We start from the raw sequence: 25,092 nt of genomic DNA on the forward strand, positions 1-25,092 counted from the left end.
CGGTCTTGCGGCCAAACTTTAAGTCACTTCACGTCTAAAAAAGGAATCAAACAATGCTCGTCAAACTGATTATGTACGGACTATTACTCTGGCTGGCCATCTGGGGTTATCGCCAGTATCAACAGCCGTCAAATCGTGTCAGTGTTGGCATGAAAGCTCCTAATTTCAAATTGCCGGATGCCCAAGGTCATGTGCGCAGCCTGGCTGACTGGCAAGGCAAATGGCTGGTTCTGTATTTTTACCCCAAAGATGACACGCCAGGCTGCACGCGCGAAGCCTGCCATTTTCGCGATGATATTCAACAAATCCATGCCCTCGGTGCAGAGGTGGTTGGCGTGAGTGTAGACACCGTTGCCAGCCATGCCAAGTTTGCGCAAAAGCATGGCTTGTCTTTCCCCTTGCTGGCGGATAGCAATGGCCAGGTCGCTGACGCCTATGGCGCTTTGTTTAACCTGGGCGTGATTCAGGCCGCCAAGCGCATGACCTTTATCGTTGACCCGCAAGGCACGATTGCGCAGACCTACAGCAATGTGAATCCAGATGGTCATAGCCAGGCCATTATTGATGACCTCAAACGGTTATCTGCTTTTTAAAGGGCGTTTTTTATGCAACAAGCACTTTCCCTTATCGTCGCCCATGCCGACAACCGTGTGATCGGCCACAACAACCAATTGCCGTGGCATTTGCCAGAAGACCTCAAACGCTTCAAGCAACTGACCATGGGTCACCATATCATCATGGGGCGTAAAACCTATGAGTCACTGGGGCGGTTGCTACCGGGGCGGACTACCGTGATTGTTACGCGCGATACTGAATACATGGTTGAAGGCGCCAAAGTCGCGCATTCATTGCCAGAGGCACTGGCCGCGTGTGCAGGCGATGATGAGCCATTTTTGATTGGTGGCGCCGAGATGTATGCGCAAGGTTTGGCTTACGTTACGCGGTTATATCTCACGCGGGTGTATGCGCAGGTGGGTGGGGATGCGTTTTTTCCAGAGATTGACATGCAGGATTGGGCGTTGGTGAGTGAAGATGCGCATACCTCGGTGAATGGCTTGCATTATAGTGATATGGTTTATCAGAGGCGTGCCTAAAGGATGAACCTGATTCACAGATTCCGATCACAACGTCACTCTGTCGTAGATTGGAATCTAGTTGGTTAGATGTTTATTCAAAGGTTGTTCTTTCATCTAGTGTTGGTGGGTTGATTAGATGTTTTATTTCGCCTGTTGGCGAGTCACTTTCTGGTGCTTGTCCTTAAGACAAGTAACCAAAGAGGACGACACCCAGCCATCACGGCCTGCGGCTCCCTTGCGTTGCTCAACCTAGGACTTTCATCCGTTAACGGACTTCACGTGGGCGTCCATCGAAACTCGCCCTAGTGGCTTGCAAAAGACGCAAGCCAAAGCGGAACTCGAACAGACGATGGCCGACTACTCCCACTTCGTCTCCGCTACTCAGCGTGATGGAATGGGATTTATCTCGCCAAACTCACATTGCATAAATGCGGACGGTTCAAAAAAGTAATTCTTTGTCTTATAACCATCGACGCTCGCAGTCGCATGGTGTTCGGGGTCCCCATCTGCCGCGCCGAGTAGCGCAGGCAAAATAAGGACAAAGGGAGCGACTGTTCGAATCCCGCGGTGGCCTGCGTTTTGTGCAGGCCGCTAGGTTGAGTTTCGTGACCGCTTATGCCTAAGTCCAGCAAAGCATCGGACGAAAGTCCTAAGCCGAGCAACGCAGGAAATAAGCGGAAGCTGGGGTGCATTTCTTTTGGTTACTTGTTCTTTGTGCAAGCAAAGAAAAGTAACTCGCTGAAAAAGCGAAAAGAAACATCACAAAAAAGAATAAGCTTTTATTGTCATCGCGCCCTGCCTGCATACCACCTTGAACGCAGAGCTGGCTTATGCAAAGCAAGCTCTGCGAAATCCCTGCTTTACCCTGCACTGAAATGACGATGTGTGTCGGCATATCTTAAATATCGATGGCCTTAAAACAAAAAAGGGAAACGCGTTGCTAACAGCCATGCGTTTCCCTCATACAAGCTAACAGAAGCTAGTCTTCCTGCTGCACACAATCCACGTAATACACAGCTTTACCATCTACGATTAGTTTGACTAAACCATGGTTATCGGTCTCAAAGCCCGGGAATTTCTCATTAAACTCACGCGCAAACTTGAGGTAGTTCACAATCACCTTGTTAAAGCGTTCGCCAGGAATCAGCAATGGAATGCCAGGCGGGTAGGGCGTTAACAGCACTGCCGTCACGCGACCTTCCAGCTCATCAATGGCGACACGCTCAATCTTGCGGTGCGCCATTTTTGAGAAGGCATCGGTTGGCTTCATAGCCGGCACCATATCAGACAGGTACATTTCTGTTGTCAGGCGCGCGACGTCATTGGCTTTATACACTTCATGGATTTGTGTAGACAAATCTTTGAGGCCTATGCGCTCATAACGTGGATGCTTTTGCACAAACTCCGGCAACACTTTCCATAATGGCTGGTTTTTGTCGTAGTCATCTTTAAATTGCTGTAAAGCGGCTACCATGGTGTTCCAGCGGCCTTTGGTAATGCCGATGGTGAACATGATAAAGAATGAGTAAAGGCCGGTTTTTTCGACGATGACGCCGTGCTCTGCCAGGTATTTGGTCACAATCGCGGCCGGAATACCAAACGCGTCAGAGAACTCGCCATCAACATCCAGGCCAGGCGTAATGATGGTGGCTTTAATCGGGTCCAGCATGTTAAAGCCTTCGGCCAGATTGCCAAAACCGTGCCAGCGTTCGTTGGCTTTCAGCATCCAGGCGTCACGCTCTTCCAGGCCGTCTTCAGACAAATCAGTCGGGCCCCAGACTTTAAACCACCAGTCGGTACCCCACTCTTCGTCAACCTTGCGCATGGCGCGGCGGAAGTCCAGCGCTTCTTTAAGGGACTCTTCTACCAATGCAGTGCCGCCTGGCGCTTCCATCATGGCTGCAGCGACATCGCAGCTGGCAATAATCGAGTATTGCGGGCTGGTAGAGGTGTGCATCAGATAGGCTTCGTTAAATAAGTCTCTATCCAAATGGTTGTTTTGCGCGTCTTGCACCAGAATCTGCGACGCCTGGCTCAAGCCAGCCAGCAATTTGTGGGTAGATTGGGTAGAAAACACCATGGACTCTTTACAACGTGGCCTATCCGCGCCAATGGCGTGGTAGTCGCCGTAAAAGTCATGGAACGTCGCATGCGGCAACCAGGCTTCGTCAAAGTGCAGGGTGTCAATTTTGCCATCCAGCATTTCTTTGATTTCTTCGACGTTATACAGTACGCCGTCATAGGTAGACTGCGTGATGGTTAATACACGCGGCTTGGCATTTTTGTCGCTGGCAAACGGGTTGCGTGCGATTTTCTTTTGAATATTTTCCCAGGCAAATTCACTTTTAGGAATAGGCCCGATAATGCCAAAGTGGTTGCGTGTCGGCATTAAAAACACCGGAATCGCGCCAGTCATAATGATCGAATGCAAGACCGATTTATGGCAGTTGCGATCAACGACCACGATGTCACCTGGTGCCACAGTTGAGTTCCAGACGATTTTGTTGGAGGTTGAGGTGCCGTTGGTCACAAAATATAAGTGGTCACAGTTGTAAATACGGGCGGCATTGCGCTCAGAGGCGGCAACCGGGCCGGTATGGTCGAGCAGTTGCCCTAATTCATCGACTGCATTACACACGTCTGCACGCAGCATGTTTTCACCAAAAAACTGGTGAAACATCTGGCCAACAGGCGATTTTAAAAACGCGACGCCGCCAGAGTGGCCTGGGCAGTGCCAGGAGTAAGAGCCGTCGGCTGCGTAGTGTGTCAGCGCTTTAAAGAATGGTGGCGGCAGGCTATCCAGGTAAGCTTTTGCTTCGCGGATAATCAGGCGTGCGACAAACTCAGGCGTGTCTTCATTCATGTGAATAAAGCCATGCAGCTCTCGCAGCACATCATTAGGGATATGGCGGCTGGTACGCGTTTCACCATGCAGGAAAATCGGGATTTCCTCATTGCGGTAGCGGATCTCGGCAACAAAGTTGCGCAATTGCTCAATGGCTTCCGGCTTTTCCTCGACGATTTCCTCATCATCAATAGACAAGATAAACGCGGATGCACGACTTTGCTGTTGAGCGAACGAGGTCAGGTCGCCATAGCTGGTGACACCCAGCACTTCGATGCCTTCTTCTTCGATGGCTTTAGCCAGTACGCGTATGCCTAAGCCGGAAGAGTTTTCGGAGCGGAAGTCTTCGTCAATAATGACGACGGGAAATCTAAATTTCATTCAATGAATCCTTAACTTGTCACTGAAACGTGTAACTTAAAGTGCAAAGGCACTGAGAAAGCCATGCTTTTACTCGGTGCCTTTGTGGAGAATATGGGTTGTTTTTCAATGTTGGGTGAGGCTATATTTTTGGCAACGTCACGCCAACCTGGCCCTGATATTTGCCACCGCGGTCTTTATAGCTGGTTTCGCAAATTTCATCAGACTCAAAAAACAGCACTTGGGCACAGCCTTCGCCAGCGTAAATTTTGGCAGGCAGGGGCGTGGTGTTGCTGAACTCCAGTGTGACATAACCTTCCCACTCTGGTTCAAACGGCGTGACATTGACAATGATGCCACAGCGCGCATAGGTTGATTTACCCAGACAGACGGTTAAGACCGAGCGCGGGATGCGGAAATATTCAACCGTGCGTGCCAACGCAAACGAGTTAGGCGGAATCACGCAATAACCTTTGCCCGAGACTTCAACAAATGACTGCGGGTCAAACTGTTTGGGGTCAACAATGGTGCTGTTGATATTGGTAAACACACGAAACTCGTCGGCACAGCGGATATCATAACCATAAGAAGAGGTGCCGTAAGAGACAATTTTCTGGCCATGCTCTTCACGCACCAGGCTGGGCGAAAACGGCTCAATCATGCCGTGTTGTTCAGCCATTCTGCGTATCCATTTATCCGACTTAATGCTCATTGCCTTGTCCAGTCTTAACGTTGCTTTTCTGTGCAAAAGTGCTTGCAATAAAGAGAAAAAAGCGGAGTTTAAACTCCGCTTTTAATGAGTGCAAATAATAACAACAAATGTTGATGCTTTTGCAAATTTTTTATGAATTTTTGGCGATTTATTCAGCCAGCGGCATTTGCAGCCGCCAGTGATTATTGGTCGCCGCCTAATTCAATGCTGTAGCGCCAGAACTGGTCTTCGGCTTCAAAAATGACTTTAGAAGCTTCAGGGTCACGGCTGCCAGCAGGGTACTGATGGACTGGCTGCTTGTCTTCTGCCCACGCTTTAACGACCGGGTCGACCAGGCGCCATTGTGCTTCGGCTTCAGAAATATGCAGATAGTTGGAGTTGTCACCTTGCATCAGGTTAAGTAGCAAGGCTTCGTATGCATCTACGGAGTCATCTGAGTCCCAACGGTTTGCTGCATCCAGTTGAATGGTACGCGTTTGGATGTCGAGGCCTGGAATCTTGGACTGTACTTCCAGTTTGATACACTCACGTGGCTGAATACCAATGATCAACCAGTTCTGGTCCTGGTCATTGATCTGCAGCGGTGCTTTTTTAAAGCGCACAGAAATGCGGGTATCGGCTTCGTGCAGGCGTTTAGCGGTGCGGATGTAGAACGGCACCCCTTCCCAGCGTGGATTGTCGATAAACAATTTGAGTGCAGCATAAGTTTCAACCACGCTGTCATTGTTGCCCAGCTCTTCCAGGTAGCCTGGAACGCTTTCGCCATTGATTTCGCCAGCAGCATACTGCGCGCGGAAAGCATGTTTTTCCAGCTCATTGACCGGAATAGGGCGGATTTGCTCCAGCAATGCGATTTTAGCGTCGCGTACACCTTCTGGTGACAAATCTTTCGGCTGCTCCATCGCAGTCAGTGCCAATGTTTGCAGAATATGGCTTTGCAACATGTCACGCAATGCGCCAGTGCTGTCATAAAACTGCGTGCGGTCGCCTACACCCAGCATTTCGGTGTTGGTGATTTGTACGTGGTCGATGTACTGGTTGTTCCAGATTGGCTCTAACACTGTGTTGGTAAAGCGTTGCAGCAAAATGTTTTGCAGTGCAGACTTGCCCAGGTAGTGGTCGATACGGTAGATCTGACTTTCTTTGAGGTGCTTGGTAATCGCAGCTTGCAGTTCTTTCGCGGATGGCAAGTCGGTGCCAAATGGCTTCTCGATCACTACACGGCGCCAGTATTTGTCTTCTTGCGTCAGGCCAACGTTAGCCAGCGACTCAACCACCGGGGCGAAATCAACCGGGCGCACAGACAGGAAGTAAGCCAGGTTTTGCGGGAAGATTGTTTCGTCGCTTAGCGTGGCTTTTAATTTGCCAAACGCATCTGGATCTGTCGGTGGATTGGCATGGTAAAAGTTACGCGCAATAAAGCGCTCAAACACGGCTTGGTCATAGCCTTTTTTAAATTTGGCATCCAGCATGCTTTTGATGTCTGCACGCCAGGCTTCCAGGTCAACCACTTGACGGCCAACGCCCACAATTTTGAGGTCTGCTGGCAAACGGCCCAGTGAGTCCAGTCTGAACAAACCAGGGTAGAGTTTTACGCGGGCCAGGTTGCCGCTAGCGCCAAACAGCACCAGTGTGCATGGATCAATTTTATTCGTCATTTCTAACCTTAAGATAAAAATGTAAACGGGAAAGGGCAAGCCTTTCCCATATATTTGTCACTATCAGTTCTAAAAAGTTTAGTTCTAACAGTCGGCTCTAAATAATAAGCAAAAAGCCTCTCATCAAGAGAGGCTATTTTATTACTTAGATGATTTTACTGCGTGACCGCCAAAGGCATTACGCATCAATGACAACAGCTTGTAGCTGTAACCATCAGCATCTTGGCTTCTGAAACGGGCTTGCAATGCAACGGTCAATACTGGTGCCGCAACGCCTTGCTCTACCGCTTCAACCACTGTCCAGCGACCTTCACCGGAGTCAGCAACATAAGGAGCGATGCCTTCCAGAGTCTGGTCACCTTTCAACGCTTCAGCTGTCAGGTCCAGCAACCAGCTACGTACCACAGAACCATGGCGCCACAATTCAGTGATTTGTGCCAGGTCAAGGTTGAAGTCTTCTTTACCTTTGATCAGGTCCAAGCCTTCAGCAAACGCTTGCATCATGCCGTATTCGATACCGTTATGGATCATTTTGGTGAAGTGACCGGAGCCGACTGGGCCTACGTGTGCCCAACCGCGATCAGCGTGAGTCAGTGCTTGTGCATAAGGTGCCAATACGTCTGCGTATTGTTTTTCGCCGCCGTACATCAGGCAGTAGCCGTTGTCCAAGCCCCAAACACCACCAGAAGTACCACAGTCAATAAAGCCGATACCTTGCTCTGCGAGCATGGCGCCACGACGTTGGCTGTGTTTGTAGTTTGAGTTGCCGCCGTCGACGATGATGTCGCCTTTGTTCAGCATCGGGATCAGTTCTTTGATTTGTTTTTCGGTGATTTCACCTGCTGGCAACATCAACCAGACGATTTTTTGGCCTTCCAGTTTGCCCACTGCATCAGCCACTGAGGTCGCTGCTTCCAGGCCTTCGTCTTTTACTAATTTGTTTACGAATTCGGTATTAAAGTCAAAGCCTACGACTTTGATTTTGTGACGAAGCAAACGTGCAGCCATGTTGCCGCCCATTTTGCCCAAGCCAATCATTGCTAATTTCATTCGGATTTTCCTATGGTGTGAGGACAGTTTAAGAAACACCCATCTTTTGGATGGCATGAACTCGATCAGTGTCATCGGATAATTTTGCAGAATTATCATGTCGAGTCAGCTATAATTATAGCAAATGCAGTCACGCACTAAAAGGCTGCGCACGCTTTTTTGTATTGTTTTTTACAGGTTTTCTATGTCTTTGAATGTTCAAACTCGTTGGCACTCGTTTCAATCCCAGGAAGAAATTAACCAGGCAGCGCTCTCTAGAGTGCTGGCAGCGGCCAATGAAGCCATTGCCAAGCATGGTAGTTTCTTAATTGTTTTAGCGGGTGGCAGCACCCCTAAAGCCGTGTATCAATTATTAGCCAAGGCCGATGCCGACTGGGCTAACTGGCATGTTTATCATAATGATGACCGCTGTTTGCCGGTGGATCATGCCGAGCGCAACAGCAAGATGGCGCGCGATGCCTGGTTAAGTCATGTCGCGATTCCCGCCAGCCAGATTCACGATATTCCGGCTGAATTGGGCAATGTGGAAGGCGCCAAAGCCTACGCTGAGACACTTAAAAGTGTGCGCACGTTTGACCTGGTGATTTTAGGCCTGGGTGAAGATGGGCATACCGCCAGCCTGTTCCCAGGCCAGGTAGTGAATAATACGGCAGATGCCGTGCCGGTGTTTAACTCGCCAAAACCACCGGCGGACCGCATTACTATTAGCCAGGACCGCTTGAATAATACGCATGAAGTCATGTTTTTAGTGACGGGTGCAGGCAAGCAAGAGGCTGTCGACAATTGGCGTAATGGCGTAGCCATTCCAGCGACTTTGATTCAATCGCCGAACGGTGTAGACGTGTATTGTTTTGGTGTTGCACTTAACTAAGCTTAAGTTAAAGCCACAGAGAACACAGAGGCCACGGAGAGAAATCTTTGTGGCTTTTTTTATAACCCTTGAACTTCAGTTAAGTATTTGTTTGAGCTACAGAGGACACGGAGGTCACAGAGAAAAGTCTCTCAGGTTTTTAACTCTGTGTTCTCTGTGCCCTCTGTGGCTAAAGTACTTGTTTTTAATTTTTTTCAGCCAGCAACTGCTCAAGTAACCCAATTTGCTTTTGCTGTAAAAGAATCAGCTCTTGCCACTGTTGCTCACGCAAACCATCCAGTTTTTCATGCAGCAACAAAATCTCTAATTCTGCTTTTAAATTCACTTCGTAGTCATGCTCGGCCTGGCGGCGATCAATTTCTGACTGCCGGTTTTGTGACATCAGGATAATGGGCGCCTGAATCGAGGCCAGCATGGATAAAAACAGGTTGAGCAGGATATAAGGATAAGGGTCAAACGCGCGATCGACACGCAATAGAATCACCGAATTCAGGATCACCCAACTCACCAGTATCAGCATAAAGATGAAAATAAAGGTCCAAGAGCCGCCAAAGCGAGCCATGGCATCGGCAGCGCGCTGGCCGCGGCTGGGCGTGTCGTCTGTGTGGGGTGTCGTCAGATTGCGTGAGACTGGGTGGCGCTCGGTCATGTGCCGGGCAACGCGTTGCATATGTTCGTCCATGGCCTCGTACTGCGCGCCCATCAGGCCTTCTGCAATATGGTGTTTGCGGAGTGACATAGGCAGCGTCCTTGCTGGAGATTAGGTTTTTTGAATCACAATATTAGGGAATTTTGCGCTGTGATCGAGGCTGGCAATGGCGATTTTGCTGGCTGCTTTGCGCGCGATCTCTTTATAGCTTTGTGCGATCGCACTGTCTGGCGAGGCGACGACAGTCGGTTGGCCGCTATCGGCCTGCATGCGGATATTGATATCCAGCGGCAAACTACCTAGTAAATCGACGTTGTAATCGCTGGCCATCACCGCGCCACCACCGGCACCAAAAATATGCTCTTCGTGGCCGCAGTTGGAGCAAATGTGTGTGCTCATGTTCTCGACGATGCCTAAAATAGGAATGCCGACTTTCTCAAACATTTTCAAGCCTTTGCGCGCATCGAGCAGGGCAATGTCTTGTGGCGTGGTCACGATAATTGCGCCGGTGACCGGGATTTTTTGCGCTAATGTCAGCTGAATGTCGCCAGTGCCCGGTGGCAGGTCAATCACTAAGTAGTCTAAGTCTTGCCAGCGCGTGTCGCGCAATAGCTGCTCTAAGGCGCCGGTGACCATAGGGCCGCGCCACACCATGGGGGTGTCGGTGTCGACCAGAAAGCCGATGCTCATGGCCTGGATGCCGTGCGCGCGCATGGGCTCTATGCTTTTGCCATCGGCGCTATCCGGGCGGCCGGAAATACCCAGCATCTGTGGCTGGCTAGGGCCGTAAATATCAGCGTCGAGCAAGCCCACGGTAGCGCCTTCGGCGGCCAGCGCCAGCGCCAGGTTGACGGAGGTTGTGGATTTGCCGACACCACCTTTGCCTGAAGCCACAGCAATCACATTCTTCACGTTTGGCAATAAGTTAACGCCACGTTGCACGCCATGCGCCACGATACGGCTGCCCACATTCACCGTTACTTTTGCGATGCCGTCTATGCCTTTTAGTGCGTCAGTCACTTGCTGGCGAATCGGCTCTAGCTGACTCTGTGCCGGGTAGCCAAGTACTACATCGAGGCTGACATCATTGCCATTGATCTGAATGTTTTTAATTGACTTTGCGCTAACAAAGTCTTTACCGGTATTGGGGTCTATGCAAAGTTTTAAGGTGCTTTGAATGATGAGTTCGCTAATCGCCATGCTGGAGGTTCCTGCGGAAATGCCTGACTAAATGAATCGGGTATTCTACCCCATCAGCAAATGTTCGTCATGATCATCTCCTGAGTCGGGCTGGTCAAATTGTTTGTAAGCCAGTTGCAAGGCCGGGTCAGCTAAACGTAAGGCTAGATAAGTAACTTAAGCACATCGGTTTAAAGCCGAACGTTTACTTGTTACCACCATCAGGAGAACTCACATGAAAAAAATCCTAGCACTCACTATTCTCGCCATCAGTTTTTCTAGTGTGGCCTTTGCCGATACCTTATTAGAGACGGCGCAGCAAGACGGCAGTTTTAAAACCTTTTTAAAAGCAGTCAAAGTGGCTGGCCTTGAAGGCGCGCTTAACGACAAAGGCCCGATTACCTTGTTTGCGCCTAATGATGCTGCATTTGCCAAGCTGCCCAAAGCCAAACTGAGTGCGCTGATGGCCAATAGCGATGAACTCAAAAAAGTACTCTCTTACCATGTTTACCCCGGCAAAATCACCCAGGCCGACGTGAGCGCGGGCAAAGTCAAGTCACTCGAAGGCGCTGATTTGCAACTATCTGTGACGGATGGCGTAAAAGTGAATAACGTGAAAGTCGTTGGCGATGAAATTAATGCGGATAACGGCGTGATTCATACGGTGAGTGCAGTATTGATGCCTAAAAGCTAACCTTATGGTGGCGGTTAGGTCTGGCGAAAGTTATACAGGTCTAACCGTGCGTTCACTAGCAAAGCGCGCTAGAGGCTCTCTCTGCACGCCTGCTCAAGCGCGTTGCCAATGATTTAAAGATAAAGATTCGTTGAAACCGCAAGGGGTTTGCTAAAATAGCGGTTTTCTCTTGGTCCTGTTTTCATGACACGCAAACTTCTGGTGACGTCCGCCTTGCCATATGCCAACGGCAGCATTCATTTAGGGCATCTGGTTGAGTACATTCAAACCGATATCTGGGTGCGTTTTCAAAAGATGCAGGGCCATACGGTGCATTATGTCTGTGCAGATGATACCCACGGTACGCCTATTATGTTGCGCGCTGAAAAAGAGGGCATCACGCCGGAAGCGTTGATTGAAAAAGTGCATGCTGAGCACAGCCAGGATTTTGCTGAATTTTTAGTGCAGTTTGATAATTACTATTCCACCAACTCCGAAGAAAACCGCCAGTTATCCGGCAACATTTACCGGGCGCTCAAGGCCAACGGCAAAATTGCTACCAAAACCATTGAGCAATATTTTGACCCGGTTAAAAACATGTTTTTGCCGGACCGCTTTATTAAAGGCGAGTGCCCTAAGTGTCATGCCAAAGACCAATATGGCGATAACTGCGAAGTGTGTGGCACGACTTATAGTCCGACGGAATTGATTAACCCGTTCTCGGCCGTGTCTGGCGCGACGCCGGTGCGCAAAGAGACCGAGCATTACTTTTTTAAATTAAGCGAGTGCGCGGACTTTTTACGTGACTGGACGCGTTCTGGCACCTTGCAGGCTGAGGCTGCCAACAAAATGTCAGAATGGGTGGGCGAAGCTGGCGAAAACAAATTGTCAGACTGGGATATTTCACGTGATGCGCCTTATTTTGGGTTTGAAATCCCGGATGCGCCAGGCAAGTATTTTTATGTCTGGCTGGACGCGCCGATTGGCTATATGGCTAGTTTTAAAAATTTGTGTGCAAAAGCCGACTTGGACTTTGACGAGTACTGGAAAAAGGATTCTTCGACCGAGTTGTACCATTTTATCGGCAAGGATATTCTGTATTTTCATGCCTTGTTCTGGCCTGCGACGTTGGAATATTCCGGTCACCGCACGCCAACACAGGTGTTTGCGCATGGCTTTTTGACCGTGAATGGCGAAAAGATGTCCAAGTCGCGTGGCACGTTTATCACTGCGCGCAGCTATTTAGAGCATGTGAAAAACCCTGAGTATTTACGTTATTACTATGCGGCTAAACTCAATGGCAGCATGGAAGACATCGACCTTAACCTGGAAGACTTTGTTGCCCGGGTGAACAGTGACCTGGTGGGTAAATACATCAATATTGCCAGCCGCACGGCCGGGTTTGTGGCCAAGAAATTTGATAATAAACTGATTGCTGCGCAGCATGCGGTGATTGATGACATGCGTGCTGCCGCACCGGCGATTGCCGAAGCGTATGCCGCGCGCGATTTTGCGCGTGCGTTGCGTGAAATCATGAAGCTGACCGATGCAGCCAACGCTTATGTGGCAGAAGCGGCACCTTGGGTGGTAGCAAAAGACGACAGTAAAGCGGCTGAATTGCATACCATTTGCAGCAACGCGCTGGAAATGTTCCGTTTGTTAACGATTTACTTAAAACCGGTATTGCCGAATATTGCTGCCGCAGTGGAAGCTTTCCTCAGCGTGCAACCGTTGCAATGGGCGGATGTTGGCCAAGGGTTGGGGGCGCAAACAATTCAGCCTTATAATCATATGGTGACGCGCCTGGAAGGCAAGCAAATTGAAGCCATGGTCGAAGCTAATAAAGATAATTTGCAGGCAGTGGTGCCAGTTAAGGCTGACGCCAATATTAAAGCCGATGCCAAGGGTGAAGTGAAGGCGCAAGATGAGTCAACCGAAGAGGGCGCTTATATTTCGATTGATGACTTTACCAAGGTGGATTTGCGCATTGCTAAAATCGTCAGCGCCGAGCATGTAGAGGGCGCTGAAAAGCTACTGAAGCTGTTGCTGGATATTGGCGAAGAAAAACCACGCCAGGTATTTGCCGGCATTAAATCGGCTTATGATCCAGCGACGCTGGTTGGCCGTTTAACGGTGATGGTGGCTAACCTTGCGCCGCGTAAGATGAAGTTTGGCATGAGCGAGGGCATGGTGCTCGCCGCCAGTGATGAGCGTGGCGGCCCTTATATCCTGTCGCCCGACAGTGGGGCGCAAGCGGGTATGCGCGTAAAATAATTCGGGTGCCAGTATGGGCGATGTTGGTGCATGGTTGTGCCGACATCGCTTGTATTGAGGCCGTGCGCATGACGATTTAGTTGTGTTATATCAAAGCATCTACGACAGTTGGCTGGTTTAATCATCGTGAGATAAAGCAGCTAACACATTGATTTATATTATATTCAATCATATAATATAAAGTTGTATATTGTTACATGGATGGTCCATCGCCCAATGGCAAAACCTTTAGCAGTGAGCAGTGCAAACCCCTGGCAAGGACTGGATATCCAGTCTGAATGGGAGCGATTTAGTCAGCGCGATGCAGCTTCTGCCGAGGTGTGGACCTCTCATGTGTGGGTTGATAATATGCACTGCGCCGCTTGTAGCGGGCGTATTGAACAAGCCATCAAACAACAGCCCGGCGTGCTTGCCGTGCATGCCAGTTCTGCCTCCAAACGCGTGCGTGTGGTGTGGAACGCACAACAGATTTCTCCATCCAGCTGGTTTGCCAATTTAAATGAGATTGGCTATCCGGCACTCCCCGTCAACGAATACAGCGCAATTACAGACCGCACCGTGCAGCAACGAAAAATGCTGTGGCGTTTGGTGGTGGCCGTGTTCTGCATGATGCAAGTCATGATGTACGCGTATCCTACTTATTGGTCTCATAGCAATGATATGGCGCCGGATATGGTGCAATTAATGAAATGGGCGTCATGGGTGCTCACCCTGCCGGTGATGCTGTTTTCAGCCACGCCATTTTTGTCGCAAGCCTGGGCCAGTATCAAACAACGCCAGTTGGGCATGGATGTGCCGGTGTCGCTGGGTATTATTGCCGCCTTTGTCATGAGCACCCTGGCCACCTTTGCGCCAGGCGGTTGGTGGGGTGATGTGGTTTATTATGATTCACTCACCATGTTCGTCAGCTTTCTGCTGATTGGTCGCTGGCTGGATGTCAAATTGCGCAACCGCACGGCTGGTGCCTTGGAAAATATGATGCGCCGCTTGCCTAATGCGGTGCTTAAAAAAAGTGCTCCTGGTGAATGGGTGCAAATTGCAGCCAGCAATGTTAATGTGGGCGATGTGCTGTATGTGCGTCCGGGTGAGGTATTCGCGGCGGATGGTTTAGTGCTTTCTGGCAGCACCAGCGCCGATGAATCAATGTTAACCGGTGAGTCTGAGCCGGTAATGAAACCTGCGGGCGCCAAAGTGATTGCCGGTTCTGGCAATTTGACCTCTGCGATTGAAATGCAGGTGGAGCAAGTCGGCGAGGGCACGCAATACCATGCGCTGGTTAACCTGATGGCGTCTGCCTCGACTGAAAAGCCGGGGATTGCCTTGCTGGCAGATAAAGTGGCGCAACCCTTTTTGTGGGTAGTGCTGTTGGCAGCCATTTATGCGGTGTTTTTCTGGTGGACGACTGACCCTGCCAAAGCCATTATGTCAGCTGTGGCAGTGCTGGTAGTGACTTGCCCGTGTGCATTGTCGCTGGCGACGCCGGCGGCGATGCTGGCCAGTGCGGGCACCTTTGCCAAAGGTGGCGTGTTGATTCGTCGCTTGCAGGCGATTCAAGCCATCAGTGAGGTTGATACCATCGTGTTTGATAAAACCGGCACCTTGACTGAGAATTTGCAGCAAATTACTTTGGTAGAGAGCCGTGACGCATGGGATCGCCAGTGGATACTCGATGTGATTGCCAGCATGAGTCGTGATTCTTTGCATCCGGTGGCGCAAGCACTGCATGGGTTTGCTTTGCAACAGGCTGCGCAAGATCAACGCGTGATGCAGGATTGGCAGGAGACGGTAGGCGGCGGCATGTCTGCTAGCTTTAATGCCCCCAATGGTACGTTACTGCCGGTCAAGCTAGGCAATGCAGAATTTTGTGGCGTGACCAATGAAGTTGAGGGTGACGCACTGCGCCAGGTCTATGTCACCACGGGTGAAATGATGCTGGCGCGACTGACCTTGTCGGAGCAGGTCAAACCGCATGCCAAAGCGGCGATTTCACAATTAATTGCACATGGGCTTGATATTCAACTGTTATCTGGTGATAGAATAGCGCCCGTTAAAAACCTTGCAGCGCAACTAGGTATTGAGCGCGCATTCGGGTTACAAAAAGCAGCAGATAAGCTGCAGCACGTAAAGTTGTTGCAACAACAGGGGCGGAAAGTATTAATGGTTGGTGATGGTTTGAATGACGGCCCTGTCATTGCAGCAGCGCATACTTCTATTGCAATGGGTTCCGGCGTCCCTTTGACGCAGGCACAGGCCGATATGGTGGTGTTGGGTAATGATATCGGTGTGCTGGTTTCGCTCATTTCGCATTGTCAAAAAACCATTCTCATCGTAAAACAGAATTTGTTGTGGGCCGCGTTGTATAACGCGGCTGGTGTGCCATTGGCGATTATGGGCCTGTTGCCCGCCTGGCTCGCGGGGCTCGGCATGGCGGCCAGTTCGCTATTGGTATTGCTCAATGCATTACGTTTGACCGACTGGGATAAGTCGGGCTGGCAGAAAGGTCAGGCATAGCGTTATGGAAATTGCATTTTTATTGATCCCGCTGGCAGTGTTGCTGGTGTTTGTGATTTTGGGTGGCCTCTGGTGGGCGATTCAAACCGGTCAGTTTGAAGACCTGGAAGAAGAAGGTTCACGAATTCTTGAACAGGATTGATATGTGTCAAATCAGATTTGTGACAAGTCTGAGATGATCCAAGTTGAACAACTAGAAGTTTTTTAGTGTTGGGTGTTTGTTTTAATCATTGGGAGAAATCCATGCAAAATGCAAGTGTGAAGGCTGCGACCTATAACGATACGGTGGTCCGCCAATTCGCAATCATGGCAGTGGTTTGGGGTGTTGTGGGTACATTGATGGGCGTGATTATTGCGTCTCAGCTGGTGTGGCCAGAGCTTAACCTGGGCTTGCCGTTTACCTCTTTTGGCCGTTTGCGACCACTGCATACCAATGCAGTGATTTTCGCATTTGGTGGCTGTGCTTTATTTGCCACCTCATACTACGTGGTACAACGTACCTGCCAAACCCGTTTGTTTAGCGACAAACTGGCCAGTTTTACTTTCTGGGGCTGGCAAGCGGTGATTGTTGCTGCTGCCATCTCTCTGCCATTGGGTTACACCCAGGGTAAAGAGTACGGTGAACTGGAGTGGCCAATTGATATCCTGATTGCGATTGTATGGATTTCTTATGCAGTTGTGTTCTTCGGTACCATCGGTATCCGCAAGGTTAAACACATCTACGTGGCTAACTGGTTCTACGGTGCATTTATTCTGGCGGTGGCTTTATTGCACATTGTTGAGAGTGCGGCGATTCCGGCTGGCTGGTTCAAGTCTTACTCTGCCTATGCAGGTGTGCAAGATGCGATGGTGCAGTGGTGGTATGGTCACAACGCGGTAGGTTTCTTCCTGACAGCGGGTTTCTTAGGCATGATGTACTACTTTGTGCCTAAACAAGCTGAGCGTCCTGTGTATTCTTACAGTCTGTCTATCGTGCACTTCTGGGCACTGATTTTCACGTACATGTGGGCGGGTCCGCACCACTTGCATTACACCGCTTTGCCTGACTGGACCCAGTCTCTGGGTATGGTGTTATCTCTGATTCTGTTTGCACCAAGCTGGGGCGGTATGATCAACGGTATCATGACCTTGTCCGGCGCATGGCACAAACTGCGCACTGACCCTATCTTGCGCTTCCTGATCGTTTCATTGTCTTTCTACGGTATGAGTACCTTTGAAGGCCCAATGATGGCGATCAAAACCGTGAACGCTTTGTCTCACTACACTGACTGGACGGTTGGTCACGTGCACTCTGGTGCGTTGGGCTGGGTTGGTTTCATTTCTATCGGTTCCCTGTACTTCCTGATCCCACGTTTGTTTGGTCAGAAAACCATGTACAGCGTCAAAGCAATTGAAGTGCACTTCTGGATGGCGACGATTGGCGTAGTGTTGTACATCGCTGCCTTGTGGATTTCTGGTGTGATGGAAGGCCTGATGTGGCGTGCCATGAACGCTGACGGTACATTGGCTTATACCTTCGTTGAGAGTGTGAAAGCCAAGTTCCCTTACTACTTCACACGTGCATTGGGTGGTTTCCTGTATATGAGCGGTTTGGTCATCATGTTGTGGAACACCTATAAAACAGCCACTAATGGCAAACCAGCAACGGTAGAAATACCAGCTGTTGTTGCACACGCTTAAGGAGCTCATTATGGCAACGCATCAAAACAATAGTGGCAATCTGCACGAAAAGATTGAAACCAATAACTTCCTGCTGATCGTGCTGACGTTTATCACGATCTCCTTTGGCGGCCTGGTTGAAATCTTGCCTTTGTTTTTCCAAAAATCGCTGACTGAGCCTATTCGTGGCTTGGAGCCATACACTGCATTGCAGTTGGCTGGACGTGATATTTATCTGCGTGAAGGCTGCTACAACTGCCACTCACAGATGATTCGTCCTTTCCACGCAGAAACACTGCGTTATGGCCACTACTCTGTGGCGGGTGAGTACGTGTATGACCACCCGTTTCAGTGGGGTAGTAAGCGTACCGGCCCTGACTTGCACCGTGTAGGCGGCAAATACAGTGACGACTGGCATCGTGTGCACTTGAACCAGCCACGTGACGTTGTGCCGGAATCCATCATGCCAGCTTATCCATGGTTGAATGAAAACCTGGTAGATGATGCAACGATTGGTGACCATATGACTGCACTGCGTAAAGTGGGCGTGCCTTACACCGATGAGCAGATTAAAACGGCTGGTGCAGACATTAAGGGTAAAACCGAGATGGATGCCTTGGTTTCATACCTGCAAATTCTGGGTACACACCTGAAATAAGGAGACGCGCCATGGATATGATCAATGTATTACGCATATTATTTACGGTATTGAGTTTTGCCCTGTTCATCACAATCCTCGTTTGGGCATGGCGCAATCGCAACTCCGCGCAATTCAAGGACGCGCAAAACCTGCCGTTCGACCAAGACTAATAGCTGCGCGGAAAGGTTAAGGAAAACATCATGAATGATTTTGTAAGCGGATTTTGGCCGATTTGGATTTCGACCATTACCTTGGGTGGGATCGCTTTTTGTGTGGGTTTGCTGATTTTTGCAAGCCGCGTCAAAGTAACCCTGGACAGTGACAACACTAATGGTCACGAGTGGGATGGCATTAAAGAAATGAACAATCCACTGCCAATGTGGTGGGTGGGTTTGTTTATCATCACGGTTATTTTTGGCTTGGCTTACTTGTACCTGTTCCCAGGCCTGGGGACTTACGACGGTAAGTTTGGCTGGACTGGCGTGAAGCAATACGAAGTTGAAGTTGCTAAAAACAATGAAAAAATCGCACCGCTGTATGCCAAATATGCGGCGATGCCAGTGGAAGATGTGGCCAAGATCCCGGAAGCACGTGATATTGGTAAGCGTATTTTCTTGAACAACTGTGCGGCTTGCCATGGTTCAGATGCCAAAGGTAGCCGCGGGTTTCCTAACTTGAGCGACACTGACTGGTTGTATGGTGGTAGCCCGGAGCGTATCAAGGAAACCATTACTGGTGGCCGTATGGGCATGATGCCGCCGATGGCAGCCGCAGTGGGTAACGAAGAAGACGTGAAAAATGTCGCCAACTATGTGTTAAGTTTGTCTGGCAGTATTCATGACTCTGGTCGTGCTAATGCCGGTAAAGACAAATTCGTGGTGTGTGCTGCTTGTCATGGCCCAGAAGGCAAAGGTAACCAGATGATTGGTGCGCCTAACCTGACAGACAATATCTGGTTGCATGGTCAAGGTGAGGCCGCCATTATCAAGCGTATTCACGAAGGCAAAACCAACCAGATGCCAGCCTGGCAAGAGAAATTCAGTCCTGAGCAAATTCATTTGCTGACCGCTTATGTTTGGGGTCTCTCCAACAAGTAAGCGAATGCAGATATAAACATGAGCGATACTAAACAAAACGCTGTGAATAAAACCACCATCCCTGAACAGGAGGTGGTTTTATCACTTTATAGGTCCGAAGATAAGATTTATGCCCGTCACGTCTCCGGTTTTTTCACTAACTGGCGTTGGGTGATGGTGTGGGCGACGCAACTGTTCTTCTACGGTGTGCCGTGGTTGCAATGGGATGGTCGCCAGGCCATGCTGTTTGATCTGGAAGGCATGCGCTTTTATGTGTTTGGCCTGATTTTCCATCCGCAGGATTTGATTTATCTGGCATTTCTGCTGATTGTTTCTGCACTTTCCCTGTTTCTGTTTACTGCGATTGCAGGGCGTTTGTGGTGCGGTTATACCTGTCCGCAAACGGTCTATACCGAAATCTATATGTGGATGGAGCAAAAAATAGAGGGTGACCGTATCGCTCGCATGCGTCTTGATGACAGCAAGTGGAACCTGAATAAAATCACGCGTAAATCCCTAAAACAGTTTGCCTGGATCGGTTTTGGTTTATGGACCGGTGTGACGTTTGTCGGCTACTTTACGCCCATGCGTGAACTGGTGCCTAGCTTGCTCCAATTTCAGGCCGGTGGCTGGGAAACATTCTGGGTGTGTTTTTATGGGTTTGCCACCTATGGCAACGCCGGTTACATGCGTGAGCAGGTGTGTAAATACATGTGCCCATATGCACGCTTTCAGAGTGCCATGTTTGATGGCGACACCATGACGGTGACTTACGATGAGACACGTGGTGAGCCACGTGGCTCACGCTCCAAAAAAGCGGGTGAGAACGCCAATGGGCTGGGTAGTTGCATTGATTGCAGTATTTGCGTGCAGGTATGCCCGACCGGCATCGACATCCGTAACGGCTTGCAATATGAGTGTATCGGCTGTGGCGCCTGTATTGATGCCTGCGATGACGTGATGGATAAGATGGGCTACGCCAAAGGCCTGATTAAATATACGACGCAAAATGGCATGGAAAGTCGTTGGAGCCGCCAGCAGATGTTTGCGCGTTTGTTAAGACCGCGCGTGCTGATTTATACGACGATTTTGTTGATCATGATTGTCGGCATGGGGGTGGGTATCTACTACAAACCCGATTTCAGGCTCGACGTGTTGCGTGATCGCTCGGTGATGGCGCGTTACACCAACGATGGCAACATCGAGAATGTATACAACCTCAAGCTTGAAAATGAGACCGAAGTTGCGCGGGATTATGAATTGAAAGTCACGGGTTTACCTACGCTTGCCGTTCATTTTTCAGACAATAACAGTCAGCAGCTCAAAGCGCTTAAACCTTTTGAAAAGCGTAATGTCATTGTAGAGATACAGGTGCCAGAAGCCGAGACCCGTGCCGGGTCGCACAAGATTTTCTTTGAGTTAACCGAGATTGAAACCAAAGAAACGATTAAGGAAAAATCTGTTTTTATTGTCCCCAGTAATTAGTGGCGAGCGTATGGCGACACCAAGCAATATAAATAAAGGAACACAGATGGTTAATTCACAAAAATGGTACCAGAATGCGTATGTCTGGCTGATTATAGGCGGCCCGTCTTTGGTGATTGTGGCGTCTTTTATTACCTTATACCTGGCGATTACACACCCGGATCCGGCGATTGATGACTATTACCGCAAGGGGATAGAAATCAATAAAACGCTGGATGCACAAGGCCAGGATATGCAGGACGAGTCTATGGCGCCTGCCATTCAAGCACGTAATCATGCGCAAACCGGTCTTAAACCGGCCGAAGAGTAATTTTTAACCTCAGTTAAACGAACATGCGCACGCAGAAACCTTGTGTGCGCAATGCTTCGGCATAGGTTTCCAATATCGCTGCGGCCGTGGCTTGAATACTGCCTTGTGCATCTTGCTGGCTGGCTCTGGCAACGCCATAGAGCAAAATGCCGGCGATCTGCTGTTTAAATGGCAACAGCGCCTGCACGTAGCTATCAAGTGTCGGCGTGGTGATTGTGCCGCCAGCGTGTTTTCTGCTAACAACTGCTGTTTGTACCCACGTTGGGCACAGTGCGCAACAGTGTTGCAAGCGCTGCAGATGTAACGCCAATGCCAAGTGCGCATCGTTAATAGCCAGCATCTCTGCATCATTGCCTGCATCCACTTTAAACCAGACTTCACCCTCCATACTATTCAGCAGTTTAAGTGCTTGTTGCACCTGCGCCTGTTGTAGCTGACTGCCATTGGTGATGAGTCTTATGGTCGCAGGGCGGTCATCCAGGCTGCGCTGTTGCAGCAGATTGGCTACCATCTGTAATATTTCAAAAAATTGTGGCGAGGTGGTTGGTTCACCGTCGCCTGCAAAGGCAATGTCTCGCACGCAGGTGCGCATGCTAAGGGGTGTGTGTTGGCTGAGCCAGTTCAGGCAGTCGCTAAGCTCTTGTTGCAAGCTGGGCGTGTTGATGGCAGGCGAGGGGCCGCGTTGCAAACCTGACACCTGGCAGTAAATACAATGCCAGTTACAACAGTGGTTAGGGTGCAGGTTAACACCGATAGAAATACCTTGTGCGCGGCGTGACCATACCGGGTAAATATAGCGCCATTTGCGTGCGCTGACATAGGCGCTTAAAGCCTCAAACAGCGTGGAGGTCGCCATGTGCGTAAGTAGCCAGCGACTGTGTGTTTAATTAGCAGGTGCTGGCGTTGAAAATAGTTTGCAGTTTTTCGTGGTCAAGAATGCGAATATTTTTCTGTTTCACTTCAATAATGCCGTCTTCGCTAAATTTGGAGAAGGTGCGGCTGACTGTTTCCAGTTTCATGCCCAAATAACTACCGATTTCTTCGCGCGTCATGCGCAAAATGAGCTCGCTTTTTGAGTAGCCACGCGCATGCAAACGCTGCAGTAAATTGAGCAAGAATGCCGCCAGGCGCTCTTCTGCACGCATGTTGGCGAGCAGCATCATGACGCCATTTTCGCGCACAATTTCGCGGCTCATGATTTTGTGTACATGGCGTTGCAGCATCGGGATTTGACGCGACAGGTCTTCAACGTGATTAAACGGCATCACGCAAACCTCGGCGTCTTCAAGCGCAATCGCATGGCAATTATGTTTGTCGCTGACTATGCCATCCAGGCCCATGATCTCACCCGCCATTTGAAAGCCGGTAACTTGCTCACGGCCATCTTCAGACACGACGCAGGTTTTGAAAAAGCCGGTTCTAATCGCATACAAGGTGGTAAACGGGTCGCCACTGCTAAACAGATGGCCACCTTGTTTGACTTTTTTTCTGGTGGCAACCATGCCATCGAGCTGATTCATTTCATCAGTACTTAAGCCTATCGGCAGGCACAGCTCGCGCAGGTTGCAATTAGAGCAGGCGACCTTGAAGCTGGGTTCGGCTTGCATGGGGGATGTCCTTGGCGATCGTTGAGCTTGCGACTGATTATACGCTTCTTGTGTGTCCGATTCCTGGCTCACTATTTCATGAGCAACAATTGTATTGAGCATGATGGCTTAATCTCTTCCCTATTATAGTGCGTCACATTATGCCCCGACCGCTATGTGCGCTGTTTGATGTGCATCAATAAGTCATGGTTTGCTTTGTGGCAAAGTGCCGTCAATGACCCCGGGGACGCGATGTCTCACTTGTGCCGACAGGAAAGAATTTGCTAGAGACCATGAAACAACCGTTGATAATTACGCAGGCGCATATTGAACGCTATGATGTGTCTGGGCCGCGTTATACGTCTTATCCCACTGCCGACCGCTTTGTTGAAGCGTTTGATGCAGCGGCTTATAGCAAAGCGGCAGAGCAACGTAATATCAGCCATTGGGCGCAGCCGCTGTCAGTCTATGTGCATATCCCGTTTTGTGCCTCACTGTGTTTTTATTGTGCCTGCAATAAAATCGTCACCAAGCGCTACGAACAAAGTGCGATTTATCTTAATTATCTGCAACGTGAACTTAACTTGCATCTGGACAAGTTTTCGCAAGCACAAACGGTAAACCAACTGCATTTGGGCGGCGGCACGCCGACTTTTCTCAGCGATGAAGAGCTCACCAGTGTGATTGCTATGCTGAAAAAAGCCTTTACATGGAGCGAAGAGGGCGAGTACTCGATTGAAATTGATCCGCGCACCGTTGATCAGCAACGGTTGCAGCATTTGCGCAATCTGGGCTTTAACCGCCTGAGTTTTGGCGTGCAAGACTTTGACACCGACGTGCAGCAGGCCGTGCATAGGGTGCAGTCTTATGAACAAGTCGATAGCCTGATGCAGCAGGCGCGGCAGATGGGCTATCAGTCGATCAATGCCGACTTGATTTATGGCTTGCCCAAGCAGACCCCGGCGACCTTTCGCGAGACGATTGCCAAAATCACCACCTTGCGTCCGGATCGTATTGCCTTGTATGGCTATGCGCATTTGCCGTCACGGTTCAAACCGCAGCGTCGTATTTTGCAAACAGAGTTGCCGCATGCGGTCGACAAGATTCAAATGCTGTCAGAGGCCATGCAGCAATTGATGCAGGCAGGCTATGTGTATATCGGCATGGACCACTTTGCCTTGCCCAGTGATGCACTCGCCATTGCCAAGCAACAGGGCAGATTGCACCGCAACTTTCAGGGCTACAGCACCATGGCCGACCAGGATATTCTGGCGTTGGGCGTGTCTGCCATTGGCAAAATGGGGCCCACTTATAGTCAAAATGCCAAAACGCTGGAAGAGTATTACGACTTTCTCGATCAAGGCCAGCTGCCAATTGTACGTGGCCTGGCATTGAGCCGCGACGACCTGATTCGGCGCGCGGTGATTATGGCCATTATGTGTCATGGCGAACTCAGCTATGAGTCTATAGATCTTTCCTACATGGTTAGTTTTAGAGATTACTTTAAGTTGGAGATGCAGCAACTGGTAGAAAAAGAAAACCAAGGCCTGGTTGTGCTGGAGGAGGACGGCCTCAAAGTGACTGACATGGGCTGGTATTTTGTGCGTGCCATTGCCATGGTGTTTGACCGTTATTTGCAGCACGATGTCAATCGTGCAAGGTTTTCCAAAATCCTTTAAACTCTCGGCATGTTAGCCAGCTTACTCCTGACCGCCTTTGTCATGGGGCTGGCAGGCGGCCCGCATTGCATTGCCATGTGCGGTGCAGCTTGCGGCGCCATGCAGTCTTCACAGCACACCACCAGCCAGTTTCGTTCGATTCCATTGCGCGTGATTAAAACGGTTCCGTGGAGTTTTTACCTCGGCCGCATGCTCGGTTACGGCATGCTCGGTGCCGTTGCCGCAGAAACTCTGCGTGGCCTGGCCTGGCTATCTAACCAGAGCCATGTGTTTCAACCCTTGTGGACATTTTCACACACCTTGATTTTTGCCTGGGGCGTGTTGTTGTTAGTCACCGGCCAGCAGCCACATTGGGCGGTGCGGCGTGCGCAACAAGTCTGGGCCTGGATCAAACAGCGCACCGAGCATGCCAAACTAGGGTTTTTATTCACAGGCATGATCTGGGCTTTGCTGCCATGCGGCTTACTCTACTCGGCCGTCATGCTCGCCTCACTACAATCACAATGGCTGCAAGGCGCCTTGGTCATGATGGCGTTTGCCTGTGGATCAGCCACTGTGCTGGCGCTTGCCCCCTTGATATGGCGCGCCAGCCAGCAATCCATGCCAGGCTGGTTTAAAGAATCTACCGGCATGCGTTTGAGCGGTGTACTGCTCATCGCCCTTAGCGTGGTTGCTTTATGGATGGACGTCATGCATCACGACAAACTGTGGTGCCAATTACTTTAAAACCGTTCTCCGCGTTTTCACAATCATTGCTTTTATCGCCAGCATTCTGTAACTTTCAATTGTTAACTTAAAT

23 protein-coding genes are annotated in these 25,092 nt (G+C 49.9%); 15 read left to right on the top strand and 8 right to left on the bottom strand.

The window, feature by feature from the left end:
* Nucleotides 1–53: 53 nt before the first annotated feature.
* On the top strand, nt 54–593 hold the full coding sequence (locus METH5_RS0111500; protein ID WP_029148654.1) for a peroxiredoxin: 540 nt from the start codon (nt 54–56) through the stop codon (nt 591–593).
* A gap of 12 nt (nt 594–605) precedes the next feature.
* Nucleotides 606–1,094, top strand: a complete 489-nt coding sequence (locus METH5_RS0111505) for a dihydrofolate reductase (RefSeq protein WP_029148655.1) — start codon at nt 606–608, stop codon at nt 1,092–1,094.
* A 961-nt stretch (nt 1,095–2,055) separates the two neighbouring features.
* On the opposite strand, the gene METH5_RS0111510 is transcribed toward METH5_RS0111505, so the two are convergent.
* From METH5_RS0111510 to gnd, 4 genes are all read right to left on the bottom strand, one after another.
* A complete protein-coding gene (locus tag METH5_RS0111510) occupies nt 2,056–4,302 on the bottom strand; it encodes an arginine/lysine/ornithine decarboxylase (RefSeq protein WP_029148656.1) in 2,247 nt (748 codons plus the stop codon).
* A 121-nt stretch (nt 4,303–4,423) separates the two neighbouring features.
* Nucleotides 4,424–4,993 carry a dCTP deaminase gene (dcd, locus tag METH5_RS0111515; RefSeq protein ID WP_029148657.1) on the bottom strand — a complete coding sequence of 190 codons (570 nt, stop codon included), beginning with the start codon at nt 4,991–4,993 and terminating at the stop codon, nt 4,424–4,426.
* A 182-nt stretch (nt 4,994–5,175) separates the two neighbouring features.
* Nucleotides 5,176–6,651, bottom strand: a complete 1,476-nt coding sequence (gene zwf / locus METH5_RS0111520) for a glucose-6-phosphate dehydrogenase (protein ID WP_029148658.1) — start codon at nt 6,649–6,651, stop codon at nt 5,176–5,178.
* Between the two features lie 141 nt (nt 6,652–6,792).
* Nucleotides 6,793–7,701 (bottom strand): phosphogluconate dehydrogenase (NAD(+)-dependent, decarboxylating), encoded by a 909-nt coding sequence (gene gnd, locus METH5_RS0111525; protein WP_029148659.1) that lies wholly within the window; start codon nt 7,699–7,701, stop codon nt 6,793–6,795.
* Nucleotides 7,702–7,885: 184 nt separating this feature from the next.
* Here gnd and pgl point away from each other — a divergent pair, with 184 nt between their 5' ends.
* Nucleotides 7,886–8,572, top strand: a complete 687-nt coding sequence (gene pgl, locus METH5_RS0111530; protein ID WP_029148660.1) for a 6-phosphogluconolactonase — start codon at nt 7,886–7,888, stop codon at nt 8,570–8,572.
* Nucleotides 8,573–8,756: 184 nt separating this feature from the next.
* On the opposite strand, the gene METH5_RS0111535 is transcribed toward pgl, so the two are convergent.
* Entirely contained in the window at nt 8,757–9,311 is a 555-nt protein-coding gene (locus METH5_RS0111535) for a DUF1003 domain-containing protein (RefSeq protein ID WP_029148661.1), read from the bottom strand.
* Between the two features lie 21 nt (nt 9,312–9,332).
* Nucleotides 9,333–10,421 (bottom strand): iron-sulfur cluster carrier protein ApbC, encoded by a 1,089-nt coding sequence (apbC, locus tag METH5_RS0111540; protein ID WP_029148662.1) that lies wholly within the window; start codon nt 10,419–10,421, stop codon nt 9,333–9,335.
* 214 nt (nt 10,422–10,635) lie between these two features.
* On the opposite strand from apbC, the gene METH5_RS0111545 reads away from it, so the two are divergent.
* The 10 genes from METH5_RS0111545 (at nt 10,636) to METH5_RS0111590 (ending at nt 21,028) form a co-directional block, all read left to right on the top strand.
* Entirely contained in the window at nt 10,636–11,094 is a 459-nt protein-coding gene (locus METH5_RS0111545) for a fasciclin domain-containing protein (RefSeq protein WP_029148663.1), read from the top strand.
* Between the two features lie 183 nt (nt 11,095–11,277).
* Nucleotides 11,278–13,347 carry a methionine--tRNA ligase gene (gene metG / locus METH5_RS0111550; protein ID WP_029148664.1) on the top strand — a complete coding sequence of 690 codons (2,070 nt, stop codon included), beginning with the start codon at nt 11,278–11,280 and terminating at the stop codon, nt 13,345–13,347.
* A 216-nt stretch (nt 13,348–13,563) separates the two neighbouring features.
* Nucleotides 13,564–15,858: a cation-translocating P-type ATPase gene (locus METH5_RS0111555; protein ID WP_029148665.1), complete on the top strand. Its 2,295-nt coding sequence runs from the start codon at nt 13,564–13,566 to the stop codon at nt 15,856–15,858.
* Between the two features lie 4 nt (nt 15,859–15,862).
* A complete protein-coding gene (gene ccoS / locus METH5_RS0111560) occupies nt 15,863–16,000 on the top strand; it encodes a cbb3-type cytochrome oxidase assembly protein CcoS (protein WP_019881964.1) in 138 nt (45 codons plus the stop codon).
* A 101-nt stretch (nt 16,001–16,101) separates the two neighbouring features.
* The gene (ccoN, locus tag METH5_RS0111565) at nt 16,102–17,538 is read left to right on the top strand and encodes a cytochrome-c oxidase, cbb3-type subunit I (protein WP_029148666.1); all 1,437 of its coding nucleotides are present in this window, start codon (nt 16,102–16,104) and stop codon (nt 17,536–17,538) included.
* Nucleotides 17,539–17,548: 10 nt separating this feature from the next.
* A complete protein-coding gene (gene ccoO / locus METH5_RS0111570) occupies nt 17,549–18,175 on the top strand; it encodes a cytochrome-c oxidase, cbb3-type subunit II (protein WP_029148667.1) in 627 nt (208 codons plus the stop codon).
* Nucleotides 18,176–18,186: 11 nt separating this feature from the next.
* Entirely contained in the window at nt 18,187–18,327 is a 141-nt protein-coding gene (locus METH5_RS0111575) for a cbb3-type cytochrome c oxidase subunit 3 (RefSeq protein WP_029148668.1), read from the top strand.
* Between the two features lie 30 nt (nt 18,328–18,357).
* Nucleotides 18,358–19,254, top strand: a complete 897-nt coding sequence (ccoP, locus tag METH5_RS0111580) for a cytochrome-c oxidase, cbb3-type subunit III (RefSeq protein WP_029148669.1) — start codon at nt 18,358–18,360, stop codon at nt 19,252–19,254.
* Between the two features lie 18 nt (nt 19,255–19,272).
* A complete protein-coding gene (gene ccoG, locus METH5_RS0111585) occupies nt 19,273–20,718 on the top strand; it encodes a cytochrome c oxidase accessory protein CcoG (protein WP_029148670.1) in 1,446 nt (481 codons plus the stop codon).
* A gap of 46 nt (nt 20,719–20,764) precedes the next feature.
* Nucleotides 20,765–21,028, top strand: coding sequence for a FixH family protein (locus tag METH5_RS0111590; RefSeq protein ID WP_029148671.1), 264 nt, complete (start codon nt 20,765–20,767; stop codon nt 21,026–21,028).
* 13 nt (nt 21,029–21,041) lie between these two features.
* Here METH5_RS0111590 and METH5_RS0111595 read toward each other — a convergent pair whose 3' ends face one another.
* Together METH5_RS0111595 and fnr are read right to left on the bottom strand one after the other, a co-directional pair.
* On the bottom strand, nt 21,042–21,884 hold the full coding sequence (locus METH5_RS0111595; RefSeq protein ID WP_029148672.1) for a hypothetical protein: 843 nt from the start codon (nt 21,882–21,884) through the stop codon (nt 21,042–21,044).
* 31 nt (nt 21,885–21,915) lie between these two features.
* On the bottom strand, nt 21,916–22,635 hold the full coding sequence (gene fnr / locus METH5_RS0111600) for a fumarate/nitrate reduction transcriptional regulator Fnr (protein WP_029148673.1): 720 nt from the start codon (nt 22,633–22,635) through the stop codon (nt 21,916–21,918).
* Nucleotides 22,636–22,907: 272 nt separating this feature from the next.
* Between fnr and hemN the strand changes: the two genes are divergently transcribed.
* Together hemN and METH5_RS0111610 are read left to right on the top strand one after the other, a co-directional pair.
* A complete protein-coding gene (hemN, locus tag METH5_RS0111605; RefSeq protein ID WP_029148674.1) occupies nt 22,908–24,293 on the top strand; it encodes an oxygen-independent coproporphyrinogen III oxidase in 1,386 nt (461 codons plus the stop codon).
* A 9-nt stretch (nt 24,294–24,302) separates the two neighbouring features.
* The gene (locus tag METH5_RS0111610; RefSeq protein ID WP_029148675.1) at nt 24,303–25,019 is read left to right on the top strand and encodes a sulfite exporter TauE/SafE family protein; all 717 of its coding nucleotides are present in this window, start codon (nt 24,303–24,305) and stop codon (nt 25,017–25,019) included.
* Nucleotides 25,020–25,092 lie beyond the last annotated feature (73 nt).

Origin of the sequence: Methylophilus sp. 5 (assembly GCF_000515275.1) — a bacterium.
Lineage (GTDB): Bacteria > Pseudomonadota > Gammaproteobacteria > Burkholderiales > Methylophilaceae > Methylophilus.